Source organism: Xanthomonas sp. NCPPB 2922 (genome assembly GCF_041520885.1).
Lineage (GTDB): Bacteria > Pseudomonadota > Gammaproteobacteria > Xanthomonadales > Xanthomonadaceae > Xanthomonas > Xanthomonas campestris.
In genome coordinates, this window is sequence record NZ_JBGOFY010000003.1 from 1 (window position 1) to 17,956 (window position 17,956).

General features: G+C 66.4%; 14 protein-coding genes, 1 other RNA gene and 1 pseudogene. 13 read left to right on the forward strand and 3 right to left on the reverse strand.

All coding sequences use genetic code 11. The features are described 5' to 3' along the window. Positions 1–399: 399 nt before the first annotated feature. Positions 400–1,512, reverse strand: coding sequence for a 3-dehydroquinate synthase (gene aroB / locus ACD584_RS04735; RefSeq protein WP_076036605.1), 1,113 nt, complete (start codon positions 1,510–1,512; stop codon positions 400–402). Next, positions 1,509–2,051 (reverse strand): shikimate kinase, encoded by a 543-nt coding sequence (locus ACD584_RS04740; protein ID WP_011037966.1) that lies wholly within the window; start codon positions 2,049–2,051, stop codon positions 1,509–1,511. The genes aroB and ACD584_RS04740 overlap by 4 nt, the downstream gene beginning before the upstream one ends. A 193-nt stretch (positions 2,052–2,244) precedes the next feature. Here ACD584_RS04740 and pdxH point away from each other — a divergent pair, with 193 nt between their 5' ends. The 9 genes from pdxH (at position 2,245) to ACD584_RS04785 (ending at position 8,348) form a co-directional block, all read left to right on the forward strand. Beyond that, the gene (gene pdxH / locus ACD584_RS04745; RefSeq protein WP_076036606.1) at positions 2,245–2,844 is read left to right on the forward strand and encodes a pyridoxamine 5'-phosphate oxidase; all 600 of its coding nucleotides are present in this window, start codon (positions 2,245–2,247) and stop codon (positions 2,842–2,844) included. A 187-nt stretch (positions 2,845–3,031) separates the two neighbouring features. Beyond that, entirely contained in the window at positions 3,032–3,448 is a 417-nt protein-coding gene (locus tag ACD584_RS04750; protein WP_014508507.1) for a YjfI family protein, read from the forward strand. A 12-nt stretch (positions 3,449–3,460) separates the two neighbouring features. Then, positions 3,461–4,234: a PspA/IM30 family protein gene (locus ACD584_RS04755; protein ID WP_011037963.1), complete on the forward strand. Its 774-nt coding sequence runs from the start codon at positions 3,461–3,463 to the stop codon at positions 4,232–4,234. Positions 4,235–4,260: 26 nt separating this feature from the next. Next, positions 4,261–5,343, forward strand: a complete 1,083-nt coding sequence (locus ACD584_RS04760) for a potassium channel protein (protein WP_075285474.1) — start codon at positions 4,261–4,263, stop codon at positions 5,341–5,343. Further along, complete coding sequence (locus ACD584_RS04765; protein WP_040940907.1) at positions 5,340–6,017, forward strand: YjfK family protein; 678 nt, start codon at positions 5,340–5,342, stop codon at positions 6,015–6,017. Before ACD584_RS04760 ends, ACD584_RS04765 begins: the two co-directional genes overlap by 4 nt. A 34-nt stretch (positions 6,018–6,051) precedes the next feature. Continuing rightward, the gene (locus ACD584_RS04770) at positions 6,052–6,456 is read left to right on the forward strand and encodes a DUF350 domain-containing protein (protein ID WP_011037960.1); all 405 of its coding nucleotides are present in this window, start codon (positions 6,052–6,054) and stop codon (positions 6,454–6,456) included. A gap of 12 nt (positions 6,457–6,468) precedes the next feature. After that, positions 6,469–7,044: a DUF1190 domain-containing protein gene (locus tag ACD584_RS04775; protein WP_012437758.1), complete on the forward strand. Its 576-nt coding sequence runs from the start codon at positions 6,469–6,471 to the stop codon at positions 7,042–7,044. A gap of 1 nt (position 7,045) precedes the next feature. Beyond that, on the forward strand, positions 7,046–8,212 hold the full coding sequence (locus ACD584_RS04780) for a glutathionylspermidine synthase family protein (protein WP_076036607.1): 1,167 nt from the start codon (positions 7,046–7,048) through the stop codon (positions 8,210–8,212). 61 nt (positions 8,213–8,273) lie between these two features. Then, positions 8,274–8,348: non-coding RNA, sX9 sRNA (locus tag ACD584_RS04785), on the forward strand. A gap of 686 nt (positions 8,349–9,034) precedes the next feature. On the opposite strand, the gene ACD584_RS04790 is transcribed toward ACD584_RS04785, so the two are convergent. Beyond that, positions 9,035–10,405: an MFS transporter gene (locus ACD584_RS04790; protein WP_076036608.1), complete on the reverse strand. Its 1,371-nt coding sequence runs from the start codon at positions 10,403–10,405 to the stop codon at positions 9,035–9,037. 103 nt (positions 10,406–10,508) lie between these two features. Here ACD584_RS04790 and soxR point away from each other — a divergent pair. The 4 genes and pseudogenes from soxR to ACD584_RS04810 all read left to right on the forward strand — a co-directional run bounded on the left by soxR (position 10,509) and on the right by ACD584_RS04810 (position 17,951). After that, positions 10,509–10,956, forward strand: a pseudogene (gene soxR, locus ACD584_RS04795) (redox-sensitive transcriptional activator SoxR). Positions 10,957–11,041: 85 nt separating this feature from the next. Then, the gene (locus tag ACD584_RS04800) at positions 11,042–13,033 is read left to right on the forward strand and encodes a M1 family metallopeptidase (RefSeq protein WP_175611601.1); all 1,992 of its coding nucleotides are present in this window, start codon (positions 11,042–11,044) and stop codon (positions 13,031–13,033) included. Positions 13,034–13,757: 724 nt separating this feature from the next. Further along, a complete protein-coding gene (locus ACD584_RS04805; RefSeq protein WP_175611602.1) occupies positions 13,758–16,913 on the forward strand; it encodes a TonB-dependent receptor in 3,156 nt (1,051 codons plus the stop codon). A 279-nt stretch (positions 16,914–17,192) separates the two neighbouring features. Next, positions 17,193–17,951, forward strand: coding sequence for a SapC family protein (locus ACD584_RS04810; RefSeq protein ID WP_019237432.1), 759 nt, complete (start codon positions 17,193–17,195; stop codon positions 17,949–17,951). Positions 17,952–17,956 lie beyond the last annotated feature (5 nt).

Below are 17,956 nucleotides of genomic sequence, written 5' to 3' on the forward strand. Positions count from 1 at the left end.
GTGCTGGGGCTTGTCTGGCTATTGCTGCAGATGTGTGGCGGCGGTCTGGCGGCCGGCAAAGCACCTTCGTCAGGTTCCTGGGCAACGTGGTCGAGCAGGGCGATGGCCGTGTGTAGGAGCGCGCTTGCGCGCGACGGGCGTTATCGGGAACGGAAAGGCGTCGCGTGCGATGTGCGTCACCGGGAAAGCGTCTCGCGCGCAAGCGCGCTCCTACGAGGGCGGGCATGTCGACGCGGCCACTTGCGGGCGTAACGCGGCACCCAGCGTTATGCGCCAGCCACACGTGACCACCGCAGCCGGCGCTCCACGCGAGGCGCACCGGGCCGGGGCCCGACCTCACCATGACCAGCGCCAAACCTAAGCCGGCTAGCGCAAACCTCCAGCCGGCCGGCGCAAACCTCAGCCGGCCAGAATCTCCAGTACCGCGGCTTCGTCCACGTCGGGGACGACTTCGGCCTTGCCGATCCCGCGCCACAGCACCAGGCGCAGGCGGCCTGCAATGTTTTTCTTGTCCAGCCGCATGCGGCCGAGCAGGGATTCCGGTGCCAGGCCGGCCGGGATCTGGGTGGGCAGGCCGAACTCATCCAGCAAGGTGCGCAGTGCCTCGGTGTCCTGGGCGTCAGCCATGCCCAGTGCGGCCGAGAGCCGCGCTGCCAGCACCATGCCCACTGCCACCGCTTCGCCATGGTTGAGGTTGTCGTTACCCGGCGCGCCGTAGCCCTGTTCGGTCTCGATGGCGTGGCCGAAGGTGTGGCCCAGGTTGAGCAGGGCGCGCTCGCCTTTTTCCAGCGGGTCGCGCGCCACGATGTCGGCCTTGTGCTCGCAGCTGCGTGCAATCGCCTGCGCCAGCGCGGCCGGGTCGCCGTCCAGCAGCGCGCGGCGTTCGGCATGCAGCCACTGGAAGAACAGCGGGTCGCCGATGGCGCCGTACTTGATTACCTCCGCCAGACCGGCGCGCAACTCGCGCGTGGGCAGGGTGCGCAAGGTGTCGGTATCGGCAATCACCGCGCGTGGCGGGTGGAATGCCCCCACCAGGTTCTTGCCCTGCGGGATGTCCACCGCGGTCTTGCCACCGACCGAGGAATCCACCATCGCCAGCAGGCTGGTGGGCAGTTGCACGCAATCCACCCCGCGCATCCAGCAGGCGGCAGCAAAGCCGGCCAGATCGCCGACCACGCCGCCGCCGAGCGCGAACACGCAGGCATCGCGGGTGGCGCCCAGTTCGGCCAGTGCGGTGATCGCCAGGGAAAAGTTGTCCAGGGTCTTGGAGGCTTCGCCGGCGGCGATGACCAGTTCGCCAAGCTGCAGGTCCGGGTGCGCCTGCAACAGTGCAGCGCGCACGCCGGCGGCATAGTGCGGCGCCACCTGGGTATCGCTGAGCAGCAGCACGTGGCGGCCGCGCACGTGGCGGGCCAGGCGCGCGCCGTCGGCCAGCAGGCCCGGCGCAATGGAGATGGTGTACGGCTGCGCGCCGTCGACTTCGACGCTGCGCAAGGAGGGGGAAAGAGTCATGCAGGGGTACTCGACATGCGCCATTGCGCGGCCAGGCGCAGCACCAACTGCGCGGTGGCCTCGGCGGGGGAAAGGTGATCGGTTTCCAGGGTGAGGTCGGCCACTTCCTGGTACAGCGGGGTGCGCAGCGCGGCCATGCCGTGCAGCACCTGTTCGCGGTCCGGGCGCTGCAGCAGCGGGCGATTGCGGTCGCGCGCCAGCCGGGTGAGCTGGGCCGGCACGCTCACATGGAGGTACACCACGAAGCCGCGCTCGCGGATGCGCTGGCGATTGCCCGCATCCAGGATCGCGCCGCCGCCGGTGGAGACCAGTTTGTTGCTCTGCGCGAGCAGGCCGTGCAGGGCCTCGGCTTCGTGCTGGCGAAAGCGCGCTTCGCCGTGCTGTTCGAAGATCGCGGGGATGCTGCTGCCGACCTGCTCGACGATGGCCTGGTCCACATCCACGAAATCCAGCCCGAAGCGCTCGGCCAGGCGGCGGCCGATGCAGCTTTTACCGGCGCCCATCGGGCCGATCATCACGAGATTGGGAGCGGGGTTCATGCGCCCAGATCGTAACATTGGCATTGCGGCCCTGGGCCGCGTGCGGCATGCGTGATCCTCCCGGCGGCGTGGGCTGTCGCTGCAGATCCTGCGCCGCCGCTTGGCCGCAGCAGCCACTGCGACACCAGGGCCATAGGCGCAGCGGCGGCGATGCGCCCACAATAGGCGTCTGTTTCGCTTCCCTTGTCCTGCCATGACCGATCTGTACGCAGAAGCCCTCGCCACCTTCGCCACGCTGTACGCCGAGGCGCAGAACAGTGCCGAGATCGAGGCCAGCGCCATGACCGTGGCCACCGCCAACCTGGACGGCCGGCCGAGCGCGCGCACGGTGTTGCTGAAGGCGTTCGACGCACGCGGGTTCGTGTTCTACACGCATCTGGACAGCGCCAAGGGCCGCGACCTGCAGACCCACCCGCAGGCGGCGCTGCTGTTCCTTTGGCGCAGCCTGCGCGAGGCCGGCATCCAGGTGCGGATCGAAGGCGGCGTGCAACTGGTGAGTGCCGATGAATCGGACGCCTATTTTGCCTCGCGGCCGCGCATGAGCCAGATCGGTGCCTGGGCGTCGCTGCAGTCGCAGACGCTGGGCTCGCGCGAGGAGTTCGATGCGGCCATTGCCAAGGTCGAAGCCACCTTCGACGGCCGCGACGTGCCGCGCCCGGATGGCTGGGGCGGATTCCGCGTGGTGCCGCAGGCGTTCGAGTTCTGGTACGGCGCCAAATTCCGCCTGCACGAGCGCTGGCGTTACGAGGCGGACGCGGCCAGCCACTGGAGCAAGCGGATGCTGTATCCGTAAGGCCACGGCCCTGCCGGGCCGCAGCGCCGGCGGTGCTTGATGGCAGCGACGTGGCCCTGAATGCCCCCTGCCTGGCGGCCGTTCTGCTGTTCACCAAGTCTCTGTAGTATGTCCGCCCATCGCTTGACCGTTGCGGCCTCACCGCCGCCGCACTCCGCCGCCGAATGACCAAAGGACAGGACATCCCATGACGCAGTACACCACTGTTGAACTGCACGGCCTGCTGGCCGAGCGCTACCGCGACCAGCCGATCGAGGTCGAACTGATCGACGGGCTGGAGCCGGCCATCAACCTCACCCTGGCCGATCACGGCGACATGCAGATCCAGGTGGCCGCGTCCGGTTCGCAGGTGTTTGTGTCCACGCTGCTGGCCAACGCCGACCAGGTCAGCGACCGTGCCGCGTTCAACGACGCGTGCCTGCGGCTCAACCCGCTCAATCCGCTCTCCAATCTAGGTCTGGTGCAGGTCGACGGCAAGGACGCGTACGTGGTGTTCGGCGAATTGTCGGCCTCCTCGACGCTCGACCAGATCGACGAGGAAATCCAGACCCTGGCGGCCAATACGCTGGATGCCGCCGAATCCCTCAAGCCGTTCTTTTCCTAAAGGCGTGTTGTCATGAGTATCTTTTCCAAGCTGATCACGCTGCTGCGTGGCACCGCACACGAAACCGGCCAGAAGGCCGTGGACGCCAACGCCCTGCGCATCCTGGACCAGGAAATGCGCGATGCCGGCGCCCAGCTCACGCGTTCGCGCGAAGAGCTCACCAAGCTGATGGCGCAGAGCAAGCTGGCACAGCAGAAGATCGACGCGCGCGCCGGCAAGATGGCCGAGTACACGCGCTATATCGAAGGCGCGCTGGCCAAGAACGATGAAGCGCTGGCGCACGATGTGGCGGTGAAACTGGCGGCGCTGGAAAGCGAGGACGCCGGCGACAAGGCCTCCAAGACCGCGCTGGATCAGTCGGTGGTGACGCTCAAGGCCACCATCCAGAAAACCGAAAACCAGCTGCGCGGCATGCGCCAGCAGATCGACACCGTCAAGGCCACCGATGCGGTGCAGAAAGCGCAGGCCGCGATTGCCGCGCGGCATTCCGGTGCGAGCAGCAAGATGGGATCGGCACTGGAATCGCTGGAGCGCATCAAGGCGCGCCAGGCCGAAACCTCCGCACGCATCGAATCGGCCGAGGAGCTCGAATCGTCCACCGGCGATGGCGATCTGAACCGGCGTCTGGCCGCGGCCGGCCTGATGGAAGGCGAATCCAACGCCGCTGCGGTGCTGGCGCGCTTCAAGAAGCCGGCCGCTCAGCTCGGGCACGACACCGCCAGCGGCACCGCGCCGCTGATCGGCCAGGTCCGCGACGTGCAGCAGGTTCCGCGCAGCGACAGCTGACCGCACCCCCCGGCACAGGACGCGCCATGATCATCGTCGGACGGCTGTACCGGGTCTTGCGGCGCCACGTGCGCCGCGTGAGCTGGGGCATGGTGGCGCTGGCCCTGCTGGCGCACATGGGGTTGAGCTGGGTGCTGTTCGTGCTGGCCGGTGAGCACAAGCTCGTCGGCCTGGACGCGTTTCCGTATTACTACATGACCACTGCCACCACCATCGGCTACGGCGATCTGTCGCCGGGCTCGGTGGCCGGGCGCTATATCGCTGCGTTCGTGCTGATGCCGGGCGCGGTGGCGCTGTTCGCCACGGTGCTGGCCAAGACCAGCGCGGTGCTCATCACCTTCTGGAGGCGCCACCACATGGGCAAGATGGCCTACGCGCAGTTGAGCGGGCACACCATCCTGATCGGCTGGCAAGGCGCGGCCTCGGCACGCTTGCTGGAGTTGTTGTTGTCCGACACCGCCACCGACGACGAAGGCGTGGTGCTGGTGGCCGAGGGCGTGGCCGAAAACCCGATGCCCGACCACATGCGTTTCGTGGCTGCCGAGTCGTACACCCACACCGATGTCTACCTGCGTGCGGGCATCGCCGGTGCAGCGCGGGTAATCGTCAATCCGCCGTCCGACGACCAGACCCTGGCCGCAGTCTTCGCACTGATGGCGCATGCGCCGCGCGCGCACATCGTGGCGCATTTCGATTCGGCCAGCGCCGCACGGCTGGTGGCCTGCCATTACCCGGCGATCGAATGCACGCGCCCGATGACTGCCGAGATCCTGGCCCGCGCCGCGCAGGATCCGGGCAGTGCGGCGATCACCGCCGAGCTGTTGTCGGTGGACGATGGCCCCACGCAGTTCAGCCTGGCCGTGCCGGCACCGCTGGAGGCGCTGGACTACAGCCTGCTGGCGGCTGACTTCAGCCAGCGCGGTGCCTTGTTGCTGGGCCTGCGCGCGCCCGATGGCGCGTTGCGGTTGAACCCGCCCGCACAGACCGCTGTCCCGGCCGGTGCCATGCTGTATTACCTGGCCGAGCAGCGCGTGCCTGCGCAGTCCATCGCGTGGCAGACCCTGCGCGCTGCGGCCGTTTCCGCTTCCCCATCGCCACGAGGTGCATGACGATGAGTTTTTTCAGCAAGTTGTTCGGCCAATCCCAGCCAACACCGCTGCCGACCACCGGCACCGGCGCGATCGGCCATGCGCTGCCGTTGGGGCTGCGCGTGGGTGGCCAGCTCGAGATCGACACCACGCTGTACCGCATGGCGCCCGAGGCGATGACCGCCGAATTGCCCGGTGGGCATCAGGGCATCCCGTGCTATGGCCACGTCAATCTGGGCGATGGCTATGCGCTGCACCGGTTCTATCTGGACGATGACGCGTTTCTGCAGATCACCACCGTGGGCGGCGATCTGGAGGCGATGAAGGCCTTCGTGTATTGCGAGACGGTGAATCCGCCGAGCAAGCAGGCCTTCCAGGAGTTCGTGATGCAGCATCCGCATCTGGGTGCGGCGCAGATCGAGTACGCCGGCAAGCGCTGGGACCGTGCCACCCAATCCACCGACGATGCCGCGCGCATTCCGCCGATTGCCTACGACGAGGTGCTGTACCGCTATCAGCCGCCGCGCCGCGATGGCGACCTGACCCACTACGCGATGCTCTACAGCCGGCCGGTGCCGGAGCTGCAGCGCGAGGAATTCCTGCTGGTCACCGGCGAGGATTCCGGGCCCAACGAATTCTGCGTGACCTACGCGGTCGGCATCGACGTCACTGTCGCCGATCTGGACATCACCTGAGCGCTTACCCGTCTTCCACCACCCTGGTCCTGTCATGAACCCGATCAATCTGCAGAGTTTCCTCGCGTTTCTTTCCTACTTCGGCACCGGCCTGGGCGTGTTGATCGTCGCGGTGGTGCTGGTGACCCTGGTCACCCCGCACAAGGATTTCACCCTGCTGCGCCAGGGCAACGTGGCGGCCGCCACCGCGCTGGCCGGCAACCTGATCGGCGTGGCGCTGCCGCTGCATTCGGCCATCACCCATTCGGTGAGCCTGGTGGACGCCTTGATTTGGGGCGTGGTGGCCTGCGGTATCCAGGTGGTGGCGTATCTGCTGGCCAACCTGGTGGCCGGGCGCATCTCGCGGCAAATCACCGACAACGTCGCCGCCGCCGGTATTTTTTCGGCCGGCGTGTCGATCGCGGTTGGCCTGATCAACGCCGCGGCGATCACGCCGTAACGGAGCGCAGGCATGAAGCGATCACGCAATCTCAAGCTCACCCTGATGGCCGCGCTGCCGGCCGCCTTCGTCACCGGTTGCGGCTCGGAGCCGGAAACCGGCGTGGTGTTGCAGTCGGCCTCGGACTGCTACCAGATCAAGCAGGAACAGGGCGACATCCAGCAGTGTCTGAAGGCCTATGACGAGGCCGTGGCCAAGCACCAGCAGGCCGCGCCGCGCTTCCCTTCGCGCTACGAGTGCGATGCGCAATTTGGCAGCTGCACAGAAGTGCCTGGCCAGACCCAGGGGCAGCAGAGCTGGATCCCGCCGATGGGCGGCTTCCTGCTCGGCTACGCGCTGGGCAACATGAGCGGCGGCGGGTATCGCTATGGCGGCGCGATGCCGCTATACCGCGATTACCGCAGCGGCGGCTACTACAAGCCCAACGGCGATCTGGCCAGCAACCGCATCGGCACCGTGCGCGGCCGCGCCGGCAGCGTGGACATGCCAACCCGCGCCATTACCGTGTCGCGCTCGGGTTTTGGCTCCAGCGCCGCGGCGCGCAGCTCGTTCGGCAGTGGCGGGCGCAGCTCCGGGTTTGGCGGCTGACATGCAACGCATTGCCATCGCCGAGCGCCCGGATTGGCGCACCCAGGCCGAATCGCTCGGCTTCCAGTTCCACACCATCGACGGCGAACCGTACTGGGACGAAAGCGCGTACTACGCGTTTTCGTTGCGGCAGATCGAAGACGACATCGAGACGCCGACGCAGGAACTGCACGACATGGCGATGCAGTTGGTCGACGAGGTGGTCGGCTCCGAAGCGTTGATGACGCAGCTGGCACTGCCGCCGTTCTACTGGGACTGGATCGCTACCTCCTGGAAGAACCGCGACCCGCATCTGTACGGCCGCATGGATCTGGCCTATGCCGGCAACGGCCCGGCCAAGTTGTACGAGCTCAATTACGACACACCGACCTCGTTGTACGAGGCGGCGTATTTCCAGTGGCTGTGGCTGGAACAGAAGATTGCCAGCGGCGCGCTGCCCAAGGGCACCGACCAGTACAACCTGATCCAGGATTTGCTGTGCGAAACCCTGGGTGCGCTGGCGGTGGATGGAGCGATTGGCCCGCAGATGCATTTCTCTGCAGTGCGTGATTCGTTGGAAGATCGCGCCACCGTGCGCTACCTGCGCGATTGCGCGCACCAGGTGGGCATCAGTACCGAGGAAGTGGCGATCGAAGACATCGGCCTCAGCGCCGATGGCTGGTTCACCGATGAGCAGGACCGGGTGATCCACACGCTGTTCAAACTGTACCCGCTGGAATTCATGATGGAAGAGCGCTTCGGCCCGGCGTTGATCGCCAACCGGGTGCGTCTGATCGAACCGGCATGGAAGGCAGTGCTGAGCAACAAGGGCATCCTGCCGCTGCTGTGGGAGCGCCATCAGGGCCACCCCAACCTGCTCGCCGCGCGCTTTGCACAGGCCGGCGAGGCGCCTACTGCCGGGTGGGTGCGCAAGCCGCTGCTGTCGCGCGAGGGCGCCAACATCGCGCTGGTTACCGCGCAGGGCGAGATGGCACACACCGATGGGCCGTACCTGGATGGCCCGGCCATCCTGCAGGCGCATCATCCGCTGCCGGTGTTCGACGGCCGGCATGCGCTGGTCGGCAGCTGGGTGGTGGCTGATCGCCCGGCCGGCCTGGGCATGCGCGACGACGACGGCCCGATCACCCGCGATACCTCGCGGTTTGTGCCGCACGTGATCGTGGATTAAGAGCAGCTATCAAAACTACTGCGCAGCCGTCAGGCGGGCGCGGCCGGTGCTGGGAATCCTCATGTACCCACGTACATTCCGGTTCCTCCGCGCCGTCCGCACCCACCTGACGACTGCTCGCTACGTTTTGTTAGCCGCTCTAAGACGCTGCTGTGCGTGCACCGCCACTGCGAGGTGGCGGTGTGCGCTGCATGCGCGGGTCCGGTTTCGAGCAGCTACATCAGTGGCATGCGCACGGACGCGCGGCGGCGGCCGGCTCTCTGCTGAGGTGCTGCGCGCCAATCGCTTGGGCTCGATCTCGGCGTGCACTCCACGCGTTTGGAACCGGCAGTAGATGGTTGCTTACGCCATGCGTATCCATCGCAGCGTGCGGCCCTGCATGCAGCACATCGCGTCAAGCCGCCTTGCACACACCGGCAACGTCACGCAAGCCGTGCCGCCCGCACTGCGTTGATCGGGTTTTCCACATCCCCTGTGGATGAAAACTGCACAAGGCTGTGGACAAGTGGGCACAGGCCCCGGCCCGTCACGCTGTCAAGATGGGTGGCGAAAAAATGACCACTCGGTTGCAGGTGTGTGTTCGCAGCTGTGATCGGCGCGAACCCGGCAGACTCGGCAAAGTGATCGTGCAGCTGTGGACTGGTTCGGTCGGGTGCTTATCTGACACACGCGCTGCGCCGTCCACGAATCCTGACGTGCCAACCACGCCGTCCAATTGCACCGGGCCAGCAGCCAGCCCACGCGCGCGCAGCACGCTGCGGAGTGGCTCTTGGGCCACGCGCTCGCAGCAACGCGACGCAGTGACGTTCGCCACCGCTACCCTCACACCCGGTGCGCCACCCAGAAGCTGCTCAGCGCCAGCACCCACGCCAGCGCAAAGACGCTGGCATAGGCCAGCGGCGTGGCCGAGCCCAATAGCGCGGCAAACAGCGCGCCGGCCACCGCAAGAACGCCCGCCACGGCAATCGCCTCGCTGAGCTGCAAGGCCGAGCTGTTGGCACCTTGCTTGGCGGGCGGTGACAGCGACAAGGTCAGCACCGACAGGCTCGGATACAACAGGCCCATGCCCAGCCCGGTCACGGCCCAGCCGGCGATGGCGGCCGGCACCGGCACGGCTGGCCAGATCGCGCCCGCACTGATCACGATGCCCGCCGACATCAGCACTGCGCCGGTCTTGAGCAGCCGTGGCCGCGACCAGCCAGCGGTGCTGTGGCCCTGGTACCACGAACCGCTGAACCAGCCCAAGGCGCCCACGCTCAGCGCGATGCCGGCCAGCAGCGGCGACAGGCCACGCTCGCGCGACAACAGCAGCGGCAGAAACGCTTCGAAGCCGAAGAACGCTGCCGCCGCGATCCCGCGCAACGCGATCACGCTGGGCAGGCCGCGTGCCAGCCGCAAGGTGCCGGCCGGCAGCAGATGCCAGGCGCACACGCCGGTGACCGCCAACGCCGGCGCCATCGCCAGCACGGCGGACAGGCCGTGCAATTGGCCACCGACATACACGCCCAGCACACCCAGTGCCGCGCCAATCGCCCAGCCCAGCGCGTCGTTGCCGGGCAGCGCGGCCTGCGTGCTCCAGTCGCGTCCACGCAGCGCCGGCAGCAGCATCAGGCCGGCCGGGATCGCCAGCAGCGGCACCGACAGGAATACCCAGCGCCAGCCGGCGTGCTGCACGATCAGGCCACTGATGCCGGGCCCGATCAACGACGGCACCACCCAGCCCGCAGAGAACGCGGCAAACACACGCGGGCGCAGGGCCTCCGGATACAGGCGGCCCACGATGACGTACAGCGCTACCGAATAAGCGCCTGCACCCAGGCCCTGCAGCAGCCGCCCAGCGATCAGCAGCGGCATGTTCGGTGCCAGCCCGGCGATAACCAGCCCCAGGACGAAGCACAGCAACCCGGCGCCCAATGCGCCCGCCGGCCCGCGCCGGTCGCTCCAGCGCCCGGCCGCGGTCATGCCCACCACGCTGGTCGCCAAGGTGCCGCCGAAGGCCAGTGCGTACAGCGGCAGACCATTCAATTCGCGCGCCACCGTGGGCATGGCCGCGGCCACTGCCAGCGATTCAAACGCGTTGAGCGCCACCAACGCCACCATGCCCAGCGTGGTGGCGCGGTACGGCGCGGCGAGAATGGAGGTGGCGCGCGCCTCGGTGGGCGATGCAGTGGGCAGAGTGGTGTGGGTCGTCATTGAACATCCAAGAAAGCAAAGCGTGAAACGGCAGCGCGGGCAGGGCTTGCATCCCGCCATGGCCGCGCAGCATCCTGCCTCAACCAAGGTTGAGGTCAAGGCAATGCAGCGTGAGTTGTCCGTGGGGGATGTGGCCAAGCGCAGTGGCGTGGCGGTGTCGGCGTTGCATTTCTACGAGCGCAAGGGGTTGATCCGTAGCCTGCGCACTGCCGGCAATCAGCGCCGCTATGCGCGTGATGTGCTGCGGCGGATCGCGGTGATCCGCGTGGCGCAGCGGCTCGGCGTCCCGTTGCAGCAGGTGCTGGATGCGTTCTCGGTGCTGCCGGACCAGCGCACACCCACGCGCGCGGAATGGGCGCGCATGTCGGCACGTTGGCGTGGCCAGCTGGACGCACGCATTGCCGAGCTGCAGGCCCTGCGCGACCAGCTCACCGACTGCATCGGCTGCGGCTGCCTGTCGCTGCGCCGCTGCCGCCTGAGCAATCCCGGCGACACACCTGGCCGAGGGTGGTGACGGCGCAGTGCGCCTGTCGGGCACTGCCGGCGGCTGAGCGCGCACCGGGACCAATGGCAGTGCCCGGATGAGGTGGGCCGCCGTAGGATGGTCGTTCCCCCCCCCCCGTCGCAGGACTTCGCATGTTCCCCACCGTGCGCCGCTCGCTGGCTGTTGCGCTTGCACTCGCGTGTCTTTCGTTCACTGCACTGGCGGCCCCGCCAGCGGCCGCTCCTGCAGCGGCCAGCCCGTTCGACCCGCTGGCGCTGTTCGCGCCCTTGCAGCTGCCCGATGCGCCCAACGCGTATCGCAGCGGAAGTGGTAAACCGGGGCCGCTGTTCTGGCAGAACCGGGCCGACTACGACCTCACTGCGCAGATCGACCCGGCCACCCACACCCTCACCGGCGAGGCGACGATCCGCTACACCAACCACAGCCCGGACACGCTCGACGTGCTGTGGCTGCAGCTGGACCAGAACCGCTACCGTGCCGACGCGCGTGCTGCCGTCAGCCGGCCATCGCGCCGCTCCCAGGCCACCGAGGGCATGCAGATCGCCAGCGTCGAGGTGGACAGCGGCGGGCGCCGACAGGCGGTGCCGTTCTTGGTGGACGACACGCGCCTGCGCGTGGACCTGCCGCAGCCGCTGGCCGGGCAGGGCAAGGCGCTCACCGTGCATCTCCGCTACCGCTACCGCATTCCCGGCACCTGGGGTGGGCGCACGGCGGTGAGCAACAGCAAGCAGGGCGAGATCTACGAGATTGCGCAGTGGTACCCGCGCATGGCCGTGTACGACGACCTGCGTGGCTGGGACACGCAGCCGTATCTGGGCTCGGAGTTCTATCTGGAATACGGCAGTTTCGACTACGCGGTGACAGTGCCAGACGGATTTCTGGTGGCCGGCTCCGGCGCGCTGACCAATCCCGATGAGGTGCTCAGCCGCACCGAACAGCAACGCCTGGCCCAGGCACGCGGCAGCGATCGCACCGTGCTGATTCGCACGCCTGCCGAGGTGGCCGCGCGTGCTGCGGCGCCGGCAAGCACGCGCACCCGTACCTGGCGGTTCCACATGGACAGCACCCGCGACGTGGCCTTCGCCGCGTCACCGGCCTTCGTGTGGGATGCCGCGCGTATCAATCTGCCCGATGGCAAGCAGTCGCTGGCGATGTCGGTGTATCCGGTAGAGGGCGTGGGCGAGGCGAAATGGAACCGCTCCACCGAGTACGTCAAAGGTGCGATCGAACATTTTTCGCAGTGGTACCCATACCCGTGGCCGGCCGCGATCAACCTGGGCGGCTACGGCGCGGGCATGGAGTATCCGGGCATCGTGTTCGATGGGTTCGACGATGGCGGCAAGGACCTGTTCTGGATCACCGCACACGAGATCGGCCACACCTGGTTCCCGATGATTGTCGGTTCCAACGAGCGCCGGCATGCCTTCATGGACGAAGGGTTCAACACCTTCATCGACGTCTACGCATCGGATGCCTTCAACAAGGGCGAATACGCGCCGAAGCGCGATTCGGAATATGCGCCCAAGGGCGGCAACCCGGTGGACGAAATCTTGCCGTTGCTGGCCGACGCCAACGCACCGACCTTGATGGACACCGCCGATGCCACCAGCGAGACCTACCGCCACCCCTTGACCTACTTCAAGGGTGCGCTGGGCCTGGTGTTGTTGCGCGAACAAATCCTGGGGCCTGCGCGCTTTGATCCGGCCTTTCGCAAATACATCGCCACCTGGGCGTTCAAGCATCCGACGCCTTCGGATTTCTTTCGTTTGATGGAAAGCGAAAGCGGTGAGGACCTGAGCTGGTGGTGGCGGGGCTGGTACTTCAACAACTGGCAGCTGGACATGGGCATCAGCGAGGCGCACTACGTGGACAAGGATCCAGTGAAGGGCCTGCAGGTCACCCTGCGCAGCCGGCAACGGCTGGTGATGCCGGTCACGCTGCGCGCGGATCTGGCAGACGGCAGCCACCTGGACCGGCGGGTACCGGTGGAAGCCTGGCTGCAGCAAACCGCACCCAAGCTCACGCTGGCGACTACGCAGAAGGTACTGCGCGTGCGTCTGGATCCGGTCCATGTACTGCCTGATGCGGCACGTGCCGACAACACGCTGGAGCTTGCCCGCTAGGCGCCAGCACCGCCGCCGTCGCGCGCATTGCTGCGCACTTTTTCCTGACGGCACGCACTGTTGAGCAAGGCCACAACGGCGCAATCGATTGCAGCGATTGCGCCGTTGTCGTGTGCGTCATGCAGCAACGCCACCGTTTGCACGCAGCACTGCGCACGCGGGTTGCGGCCCGCACCGTCGCATCGTTCTTCGATAAGCGATCCACATCCGGCCGCGTTGGCAGGGCGCTTGCGCAAGTGTCGGCATGGTCACGCCTGCAACGGTTATGCGGCCTGTTTTCAGCGCGTTTTGGCGGTGTGTTTTCGACGCATGCTTGGTAACGCTTACAGCCACGCCGTTGTTGAAGCTGCGCTGCGGGCTCAAGCGCAGCGCTTTTTGCAGGCCCGGTCGGGTTGTTAAAGATTTGCTGCAACGCACGGTGACAAGCGCTGTTGCCGGTGACTAGGCTGCGCCGCGTGTTAGCGCTATCACGCCGGCGGCCATTGCAGAGCAGGGCCACTGGCGCAGTCATCAGCTGAAACGGATCAGAGGAAGTCGCCGTCGTACGCGACGGGCAGGACACGACTGGCTCGGGGGATCCGTCGTTGAGTTGCACCGCAGGGGATTACAGAACTTGCTGCAGGCAGTTCGCCAGGCATCCGCAGGGATGCCGGCAAAGACAGTGGCGGTGTCGCATGTCGCGCGCACGGCCGTGGGCAGTTGCACACCACCCGAGGACACATCGATGCGTCGTACGTTGAAGAGTTTCAAGTCGAAGGCCATGTTCACCTTCGTTGGCGGTTTGCTGGTCATCAATCCCGCCTTTGCGCAGGACACGACGCCGCAAGCACCGCCGCCACAGTCCAGCAGCGACGTTGCCACCACGCTCGACACCGTCAACGTCACCGGCATCCGCAGCAGCCTGGACCAGTCGATGGGCATCAAGCGCGACGCCGCCGGCGTGGTGGATGCGATCAGCGCTGAAGACATCGGCAAATTCCCGGATACCAACCTGGCCGAGTCGCTGCAGCGCATCACCGGCATCTCGATCGAACGCCGCGATGGCGAGGGCGCGCAGGTCACCGCGCGCGGCTTCGGCCCGCAGTTCAATACGGTCACGCTCAACGGGCGCTTGATCCCGGGCGCGGATGCCTTCGGCGCACCGGGCCAAACGCCAATCGGCGGCGTGGACGTGGGCACGCGCGCGTTCAACTTCGCGCAGCTGGCCTCTGAAGCGATCACCGGCATCGAGGTCTACAAGACCAGCCGCGCCACGGCGCCCAGCGGTGGCATCGGCGCCACCATCAATATCCAGACCGACAAGCCGTTCAACCATTCCGGCGTGGTGGCCAATGCCGGCGCCAAGATGGTGTCTGACCGCTCGCAGCCGTTCGGCGATTCGCTCACCCCGGAAGTGTCGGGCATCTTCAGCTACACCAACCCCGACAAGACCTTCGGTATCGGCCTGAGCGCCAGCTACCAGAAGCGCCATGGCGGCTCGGTGCAGGCCACCGAAAACACCTGGAATATCCAGCGCTGGACCGGCACCGACCCCGCGCTGCGTCCGGATGCGGTGGTGACCAACGCACCGGCGATCGGCCAGCTGTACGGCATGCCCAACGACCTCCGCTACGCGTTCGCCGACTTCCAGCGCGAGCGCATGAATGGCCAGGCGGTGATGCAGTTTGCGCCCACCGACAGCCTGACCTTGACCCTGGACTACACCTATTCGTCCAATGAAATCCGCGAGGAGCGTGGCGAGCAGGGCATCTGGCTGCAGCGCGCCAACAGCTTCACCGACCTGACCTTCGATACCGGCCAGGCCGTTGCCACGCCGGTGTATCTGCGCGATGTGCCCAGTGGTGCCAAGGACTTCGGCATGGAGCAGCAGCGCAACGAGCAGAAGTACACGCTCGGCTCGCTCGGCTTCAACGCGGACTGGCAGGTGAGCGACCGCTTCCAGCTGAGTTTCGATGCGCACAACTCCAAGACCAAGAGCCTGCCCAACGACCCGGTCACCGGCGGCAGCGCCACCTATTTCAGCCTTGCCGGTACCAACAACTGCGCCAGCGGCCCGCTGTGCGGCGGGCAGTGGGGCCAGGAACTGTGGTTCAACAATTCGCTGCCGATCGGCGCACGCACCTGGTACCCCACCGCGGCCGATTCGCTGGCCGGCACCAATGGCGTGGTCAACCCGGACTTCACCGCGGGCAATCTGGGTTCGCAGGTGCTGCGCATCTACTACCAATCGCAGGTGACCGAGATCAAGGAAGGGCGTGTGGACGGCACGTTCGACTTCGACGACGGCCGCTTCCAGTTCGGCGTGAGCTCGGCCAATACCAAGATGAACCGGCTCACCAGCGACACCAACTCCACGCTCGGTGACTGGAGCGTGGCCAATGCCGGCAATGAGCCGGGCATGGTGGCGTTGCTGCAGCCGGTGAGCATCACCGGCATGTTCAAGGACTTCAATGCCAATGGCGCGGCGCCCAGCGCCTGGCGTGGCGATGCCGACCAACTCGCGTTGTGGGGTGGCAGCCAGTACGGCGCCACCACGCGCTACAACCCGCAATACAGCGCCGACAACCAGGTGGAAGAGAAGACCCGAGCGGCCTACGTGCAGCTGGAATTGCAGGGCGACATCGCCGGCATGACCACCAATACGCGGCTGGGCCTGCGCTACGAGCGCACCGATGTGGAATCGGTGTCGCAGGTGGCCACGCCAACCGGTTTGCTGTGGCAGTCCAATAACGACTTCCAGCTGGTCCGTTCGGCAGAGCTGCAGCCCTTCAGTGAAAAGACCAGCTACAACTACATCCTGCCCAATCTCGATTTCAGCATCGACATCACCGACCAGCTGAAGGGGCGTGCCTCGTTCGGCCAGACCATTGCGCGTGCGCCCTATAACAACCTGATTGCCGGGCCCACGCCCAATACGCCCAACGGTTCGATCCTGATCAACCCCTCCAACCGTGCCGGTGGCGACTCGCAGAACCCGCAGCTCGATCCGCTGGAATCGGACAACCTCGACCTGGCGCTGGAGTGGTACTTCGCCGACGCCAGCTATGTGTCGGCCACGTTCTGGAACAAGCGCGTCAGCAACTTCATCGGCAACACCGTGTCGCGCGAATCGCTGTACGGGCTCACCGACCCCACCTCCGGGCCGGATGCGCAGGCGGCGTTGGCCTTCCTGCAAAGCGGTGCCTGCGCAGCCCAGGTGGGTGCGTCCGGCAATGACGTGGCCGCGGCATGCTCGGCCAACGACACCTCGCTGTTCGCGGCCATGGCGTTGTTGCGCAACGCCGCAGCCACCGGCGGCCTGGGTGCCTACAACGGCAGCTCCGCGCAGAGCCTGGCGCTGGAGAACGCCTACGACATCACCGGCAACAGGAGCGACCCGCTGTACCAGTTCGATGTGTCGCGGCCGATCAACCAGAACAAGGCCAATATCCATGGTTGGGAGCTGGGCGGGCAGTACTTCTTCGGCAGCAGCGGTTTCGGCATCTATGCCAACTACACCATCGTGGAAGGCGATGTCGGCTTCGACAACACTGTGATCGACCGCGACCAGTTCGCCTTGCTGGGCTTGAGCGACACCGCCAATGCCATGCTGATGTACGAAAAGTACGGCTTCAGCGCGCGTCTGGCATGGAACTGGCGCGACGAGTATCTGATCGCCGCCAACCAGGACAACTCCAACCGCAACCCGTACTACGTCGAGGCATATCAGCAGTGGGACCTCAGCGTGAGCTACGCCTTCAGCAAGCAGCTGTCGATCGGCTTTGAAGCCATCAATCTGACGGGCGAGGACGTGCGCTGGCACGGGCGGTCGGACAAACAGATCATCCGCCTGATCGACCAGCAGCCGCGCTATACGCTGGGCGTGCGCTACGCGTTCTAACCGCTGATGGGGCGCAGCTGCCGGCTCTGCGGCAGCTGCGCATTGCCCTGTCGCACCGCTTGAGGCCGGTGCGTCAATGCGCCTGGCCTGGCGACCGTGGTGAACGTGTCGCACGCGGATGCCGTGCGTGCACGTCTGCAGTTGCATGGTGCTGTGCGGCTTGCCGGCGGCGCGCTTTTTCGCAATGCTCGCCTGCAGCAGACGCTTGATGCAGCGGCCGCTCCATCGCCGCCTTGCAGCGGAGAGGGCCGGGCAGGCCACTTACCCGCCGGAGTTTCGATGACGCGATACGCAGTGCTCAACAATGTGGCGCATCACGATGTGCGCGTCATCCTGCAGTTCGGGGCGCAGTTTGGCGATGCGGTTGGCCTGGTGCCGGCCTTCGTCACCGAATTTGCCGAGTTGCAGCGCGAATACCCTCTGTTCTTTCGCAAGGATCCCGCCAGCGGCGCATACCAGGCTGTGGCGGTGCTGGGCTTTGCGCACGACGAGAACCTCTTCCTGCAGGACCAGCGCTGGAATGCCAGCTACCTGCCGGGAATCATTGCCAAAGGGCCATTTTTGATCGGCTTCCAGGAGCAGCGCATCGATGGCGCGCTGGTACAGGAGCCGGTGATCCATGTCGACCTGGAGCATCCGCGCCTGAGCCGCACGGACGGCGAGCCGGTGTTCTTGCCGCAGGGCGGCCATAGCCCGTATCTGCAGCACATCATCGATGTGTTGCGCGGCATCCGTGATGGCATGGATGCCGGGCAGCCGATGTGCGCGGCGTTCGATGCGCTCGGGTTGATCCAGCCGGTGCGGCTGGACATCACGCTGGACGCCAACCACGGCGCGCATCTGGACGGGCTGTATGCCATCGACCGCGAACGCCTGGCATCCCTCGACGCGCATGCACTGCATCAGCTGCATCAGGCCGGTTACCTGGAAGGTGCCTTCCTGATGCTGGCCTCGCAGCACAATCTGCGCCGCTTGATGGCTGAAAAACAGCGTCGTCTGCAGCAGGCCACTGCCACACCTGCCGCCGCGCACGCGTGAGCCCA